We start from the raw sequence: 6,099 nt of genomic DNA on the forward strand, positions 1-6,099 counted from the left end.
ACGAGTTTTCTAAATGGTAGAGCAATCTGCACTCATCATGGCGCTCCCAAGTGAATCTAAAGGTCTGTTTGAGCAGGCCGGTATTCAGGTTCATTACAGCGGTATTGGCAAGGTCAATGCAGCATTTAAAGCCTATGAGGTGATTCAACGTACTGGATGTAAAATACTTTTTAACTTAGGTACCGCAGGCAGTAGTTACTTTGATACCCACTCACTGGTCGAGGTCAGCAGTTTTGTACAACGTGATATGGATGTCTCTCCTTTAGGTTTTGTCCCGGGCATTACTCCAATGGATGAGGAAATACCAGGGTGTATTGAACTGGTTTCATACTTCGATCAATTGCCTAAAGGAATCTGTGGAACTGGTGACTCCTTCGAAACAGGCTTGCCTAAAGTGTCTTGTGATCTGGTGGATATGGAAGGTTATGCCTTGGCTAAAGTTTGTAAAAAACTTGGAGTACGCCTGGTATCTGTCAAATATATTAGTGATGGTGCCAACACCACAGCACATCTGGATTGGGAAAATAATCTGCTGTTGGGAGCGCATAAACTGTTGGATTTATACCAGCAGGCAAAACTTTCATTTCAATCGTAAAGAACAAGTAAAAAGGCCAGAATTAAAGAGCTGAAGCATTAATTCTGGTTAGCTTCGAAAACTTCGGTTGAAAGCGTGACCGGGCTATATTCAGAGCGCGGTAAAATACCATAGAGCATCAGATGGATGGTATGTTCGATAGTCCTCTGGTAGGTGCTTTTACTTTTAAGCGTTTTTCCCATCACCATTTCAATTTGAGTACTAAAATCAGCATAATTCTGGGTAATTGCCCAGATATTTAAAATCAGCAATTCCGGATCAATACCTGCAGAAATTTTTCCTTGTTCCTGCCAGTTCTGGATCACTTTGGCCTTACGCTTAAATAGTTTTTTCAGCGGGCCTTTTAAAATAGATAAAATATGTGGCGCACCCTGAATAACTTCTAGTGCAAACAGCTTGGAGGCTTTAGGCTGGTGACGTGAAACCTCGATCTTGAGCATCAGATAATTAGCTAATGCTTCAGTTGGCTCAAGGTCTACTTCAAGCGATTGTAGAGGAGCCAGCCACTTCTGGAGTACTGTAGTAAGTACCTCAACATATAAAGCCTCTTTATTTTCATAATAATAAAAAATATTTGACTTATGCATGTCGGCCAGCTGAGCAATTTCATCCAGGCTTGCCCCGTTAAAACCATAGGTAGAAAAAACGTCTAGAGCTGCATTTAAAAGTAAATTCCGTTTTTGAGTGCTCTTCTTTTGTTCCATTGTTCCCCACAAATATCGATAAAGTCATAATTGTAAGACAAATGGGTCGATTTGTGCACAATTTTGCAAAGTAATTCTTCCAATATGCTGAATTAAACATCTTTTTTAACATTTGGTAAAAAAAGTAACCCCTAATAAATTGATAGTTAATAAAAAATTAGCTTAAAATAAAATTATTTTTAGCTGTAAAAATTAAATGAAAAATCTTTTTTAAAGTACCAAATATATTTTTTATAAGTTTAAGAAATTGATTTTAATAATTATATTTAGTATAGAATGAGTTTTTCATGACTATACTGTAAAAGAAGTTATGATCTTTACCTTCTTGTTAAAAGATATCTTGTTTATATAGCCTCATGTATAAAACAGCCATCTCAAGATGGCTGTTGGCGTGTATGAGTTTAGGTGGCTAATACTGCATCTAAAACTTGCTGCTCCAGCTCGGTGAACTGGACACTCTTTTTACGGGGCCGTGGTAAATCAATCTTAAAATGATGAGCAATCTGGCCTTTATCCAGTAGAATAATCCGGTCAGCCAGTTGTACTGCTTCAGCAACATCATGAGTGACTAAAACAGCTGTGAAGCCCTGCTCACGCCATAACTGTTCAATCAGATTTTGCATTTCAAGCCGGGTAAGGGCATCAAGTGCGCCTAAGGGTTCATCCAGTAATAAAACTCGTGGCGTATGGGATAAAGCTCGAGCCAGAGCAGCACGTTGCCTTTGTCCGCCTGAAAGTTGTGCAGGCCAGTTACTGGCTTTTTCAGCGAGTCCCACCTTTTTGAGTAGAGCTACTGCATGGGCATGACGATTATGGGCCAACCCTAGCTGTACATTCTTCTCGACAGTCTTCCATGGCAATAGACGTGAATCCTGAAACATAACCCGAATATCATCTGTGGTAATACCTTCACGAAAATTCTGTGCAGACTTGAATTTTATTTCACCGTAACTTGCTGCTTCCAGGCCAGCAATTAGACGTAGTAGAGTACTCTTGCCACATCCGCTACGTCCCACGATTGCTACAAATTCTCCCGCCTGAATATGCAGATCTAGCTCCTCAAGAACTTTAACCTGCCCATAAAACTTATGAAGCTGCTCAACCACAATTTCTGCTCCATTCTGTGGCTGAGTGGTAAAATTCGTACTTGGCTTAGCTTCTATATCAACTGATAGCGGTATATTTAAATTGCTCATTAGTATATTCCTGTTCCTATTGTTGATAGCCGGGATGCCAGCGCAGCAGATAGCGTTCCAGTCCTTGAGCCAGAATATCTGCCAGCTTGCCTAAAAGGGCATACAGGAGAATGCCGACCAGTACAATATCAGTCTGCAAAAACTCACGGGCATTCATGGTCATATAGCCAATTCCTGACTGCGCAGAAATTGTTTCGGCAACAATAAGCAATACCCAGACCAGACCTAAAGCAAAGCGTAGCCCGACCAGGATAGAAGGCATAGCGCCCGGTAAAATAATTTGCTGATAAAGCTGGCGACGATTCAGCCCATAACTCTTTCCCATTTCAATTAGCTGCGGATCAACTGATCGGATTCCATGATAGGTATTGATATAGATCGGGAAAAATACACCTATCGCTACCAGAAAAAGCTTGGCACTTTCATCTATTCCAAACCATAAAATAACAAGAGGAATTAACGCCAGAGCCGGAATATTACGTAGCATTTGCAAAGTAGTATCCAGAAGATTCGAGGCTACCTTGGAAGAACCATTTAATAGGCCGAGCAATAAACCTAGACCTCCACCCACAGCAAGACCAGTCAATGCCCGGGCCGTACTCACCTTGACATGCTGCCACAGTTCACCACTGATGAGTAAAGACCAGAAAGCTGTAAGTACGGCTGTAGGGGCAGGCAAAATCCGGCTTTGCAGTAAGCCGCTCATTGAAGTAAGCTGCCACAGAACAAGTAATAATAAGGGCACTAACCAAGGTAGCAAATGTTTTCTAAATACACCTGTTCCACGTGAAACGTAGTTATCTATACTATTCTTTTGCATCATGCCCCTTCCTTGACAATTTTATTATCTGCTAACCGGTCAGGTACATAATTATTGGCAACAATCTCACCGAATGGACCGGTCAAGTTAGGCTGAGCCAGCTTTTTACGGGTCTGTAATGGCAGTAAGGGAAAGACCAGTTCAGCAAAGCGAATAGACTCTTCCAGATGTGGGTAACCTGAAAAAATAAAGGTATTAATACCCAAATCTGCATATTCCTGAATACGGTCTGCTACAGTCTGCGGGTCACCGACCAGCGCAGTCCCGGCACCTCCACGAACCAGACCTACACCAGCCCAGAGGTTTGGTGATACTTCCAGTTTGCTCTTATCGCCATTATGTAATTCAGCCATACGACGTTGACCTACTGAGTCCATCTGACGGAATTTTTGTTGCGCAGCGGCAATCGTAGCGTCATCTACATACTGAATCAGTTCATCAGCTGCGGCCCAGGCTTCTGCACTGGTTTCACGTACAATTACATGCAGACGGATACCATAGTTTAGACGACGTCCTTTTGCAGCGGATTTAGCCTGCATGGTCTGGATTTTTTCTTCTACTGCTGCAGGCGGTTCTCCCCAGGTCAGGTAAGTATCGACCTGCTCAGCAGCCAGTTCTTGAGCAGCTTCAGATGAACCACCGAACCAGAGCGGAGGATAAGGCTGCTGTACAGGCGGATACAGCAGTTTAGCATCATCAACACTTAGCCGTTCGCCATGGAAAGTAAAGCTTTCACCTGTATGAGAACGGGTCAAGATTTCACGCCAGATCTTGGTGTACTCTGCTGCTGTCTGGTAGCGTGTAGCATGGTCTTCATATACACCATCACCTTTTAGCTCTTGCTCATCACCCCCTGTAACCAGATTCAGTAATACCCGCCCGTTTGAGAGACGGTCAAAAGTTGCTGCCATACGGGCTGCCAGAGCAGGGGTGGTTACGCCAGGGCGCAAAGCCACCAGAAATTTCAGGTTTTTAGTGGCATCAATCAGGCTGGCAGCTGTAATCCATGGGTCTTCACATGAGCGGCCGGTCGGAATCAGTACACCTTCATAACCCAGGTTATCTACAGCCACTGCAATCTGTTTCATATAAGCATGATCAACCTGGCGCCCACCTTTACTGGTGCCTAAATAGCGGCTATCACCATGAGTCGGAATAAACCAAAAAATTTTCATCTCAGTATCCTTATCTGTCTAAATCAGTTTTTAGGTGTAGGGACCCAGACCACTTGGCTGACCTGGATTGATTTTGGAATTAATTTGACCTGTTGAAAGAGATCAGCAATTTCTTGTTGTGCCTGTACGACTTCAGGTTTAAGGCTATAAATAGGAGAGGGTTTGAGCCGTTTATCTATAACCCGTTGGGCAATATTCTGTTTAAGGCCGGTACTTTGCTGATAAATCTTTAATGCCTGTTGCTGGTGTTGAAGTACCCATTGATCGGCAGTATTTAAACTTTGTAGGATCTTTTCAGTTGCACCGGGATGCTGCTCAATAAATTGTGGGTTAGCGATATAAAATGAATAAGTCCGTGCAAAGGCTTGGCCGTCAATTAATACCTTGGCTTTGGCATCCAGCTCTGCTGCACTTAAGTACGGTTCCCAGATCGACCAAGCATCAATTGACTGTTTATCGAAAGCTGCCCGTGCATCTGCCGGAGGAAGCCAGATGGGCTGAATGTCCTGCCAGCTTAAACCAGCCTTTTGTAAAGCTTTAGCCAAAAGTTCATGAGCACTTGAACCTTTCTGTACCGCTATCCGTTTACCTTTTAGATCTGCAAGTGTACGAATTGAACTGTCTGCAGGTATTAATAATGCCTGTGCATTCTGGGGAACCACTTCATAGCCAATGTATTTCAGATCTTTCCCGGCCGCTTGTGCGAAAACAGGAGGAGTATTACCTACTGCACCAAAATCAATTGCGCCAACTGCCAGTGCTTCCAGCATTTGTGGGCCAGCTGGAAACTCTTTCCACGCCACCTGAACGCCGGGAAACTGCTGTTCAAATAGCTGTTGCTGGCGAGCGACTAACAGATTCAGTGAGGATTTCTGGTATCCGACCGCCAGGGTTTTGAGGTTGTCTTCTTGAACGGACTGTTGACCCGGTGCAGTATCAGAACTGGTTTTCTGGCAGCCACTCAGACCTAAGGCTATAAAACTGCTAATTAAAAAATTTTTGAGTGAGTACATCTGGCATCCTTCTTATTGTTATGGTGTTTGCTTTAAAATCGCAGCCTGAATATCAAGTTTGACAGGTATTAATTTTTGGGCATAAAAGGCATCAGCCACTTTCTGCTGCGCATGAGAAACTTCCTGGCTAATTGGTCTTACCCCAAAGCCCATACGTGAAATAGAAGTTTTTAAAATATTATGTTCCAGTCCGGTTGGTTGTTCTAACAGACTGGCTGCCTCGTCCTGATGCTGGGCAACCCATTGGGTCGTAGTGTTTAATTCTTGAATAATAGTCTGAATGACTTTTGGGTTGCTTTCTGCAAATTTAGGTGGTGTTTCAAAAAGTATGCTGAAAAAAAGCAGGTTGGATTTTGATAAAATAGAGAAATGCGAATAACTCTAGAAATCAAGTGTCCAGCCTGCCTAAGTGACAGTATAAAGAAAAATGGCACAAAAGTAGATGGTAAGCAAAATTACCAATGTAAAATATGCAGACGTCAATTTATTGGTGATCATGCTCTCAGTTATCAAGGCTGTCACTCAGGTATCAAAACCAAAATATTACACCTCATGGTGCGAGGCAGTGGTGTCAGGGATATAGCAGAAATTGAAAG

7 protein-coding genes and 1 pseudogene are annotated in these 6,099 nt (G+C 43.0%); 2 read left to right on the forward strand and 6 right to left on the reverse strand.

What is annotated here, in order from left to right; all coding sequences use genetic code 11:
- The first annotated feature begins 13 nt into the window (after positions 1-13).
- Positions 14-595 (forward strand): 5'-nucleosidase, encoded by a 582-nt coding sequence (locus N518_RS0108165; RefSeq protein ID WP_026444127.1) that lies wholly within the window; start codon positions 14-16, stop codon positions 593-595.
- 38 nt (positions 596-633) lie between these two features.
- On the opposite strand, the gene N518_RS0108170 is transcribed toward N518_RS0108165, so the two are convergent.
- From N518_RS0108170 to N518_RS17365, 6 genes and pseudogenes are all read right to left on the reverse strand, one after another.
- Positions 634-1,299, reverse strand: a complete 666-nt coding sequence (locus tag N518_RS0108170; protein ID WP_026444128.1) for a TetR/AcrR family transcriptional regulator — start codon at positions 1,297-1,299, stop codon at positions 634-636.
- A gap of 401 nt (positions 1,300-1,700) precedes the next feature.
- Positions 1,701-2,495: an ATP-binding cassette domain-containing protein gene (locus N518_RS0108175; RefSeq protein ID WP_005023799.1), complete on the reverse strand. Its 795-nt coding sequence runs from the start codon at positions 2,493-2,495 to the stop codon at positions 1,701-1,703.
- Positions 2,496-2,511: 16 nt separating this feature from the next.
- The gene (ssuC, locus tag N518_RS0108180) at positions 2,512-3,318 is read right to left on the reverse strand and encodes an aliphatic sulfonate ABC transporter permease SsuC (RefSeq protein WP_005017455.1); all 807 of its coding nucleotides are present in this window, start codon (positions 3,316-3,318) and stop codon (positions 2,512-2,514) included.
- Positions 3,315-4,490: an FMNH2-dependent alkanesulfonate monooxygenase gene (gene ssuD / locus N518_RS0108185; protein ID WP_005023798.1), complete on the reverse strand. Its 1,176-nt coding sequence runs from the start codon at positions 4,488-4,490 to the stop codon at positions 3,315-3,317. Before ssuD ends, ssuC begins: the two co-directional genes overlap by 4 nt.
- A 23-nt stretch (positions 4,491-4,513) precedes the next feature.
- Positions 4,514-5,503: an aliphatic sulfonate ABC transporter substrate-binding protein gene (locus N518_RS0108190; RefSeq protein ID WP_005023797.1), complete on the reverse strand. Its 990-nt coding sequence runs from the start codon at positions 5,501-5,503 to the stop codon at positions 4,514-4,516.
- Positions 5,504-5,521: 18 nt separating this feature from the next.
- Positions 5,522-5,812, reverse strand: a pseudogene (locus N518_RS17365) (sulfonate ABC transporter substrate-binding protein); the annotation flags it as partial.
- A 60-nt stretch (positions 5,813-5,872) separates the two neighbouring features.
- Here N518_RS17365 and N518_RS16750 point away from each other — a divergent pair.
- Positions 5,873-6,099 (forward strand): transposase (locus N518_RS16750; protein ID WP_026444129.1); only part of this gene is annotated, 227 nt, incomplete at its 3' end.

The sequence above is a fragment of the Acinetobacter sp. UNC436CL71CviS28 genome (genome assembly GCF_000620525.1).
Classification (GTDB): domain Bacteria; phylum Pseudomonadota; class Gammaproteobacteria; order Pseudomonadales; family Moraxellaceae; genus Acinetobacter; species Acinetobacter radioresistens.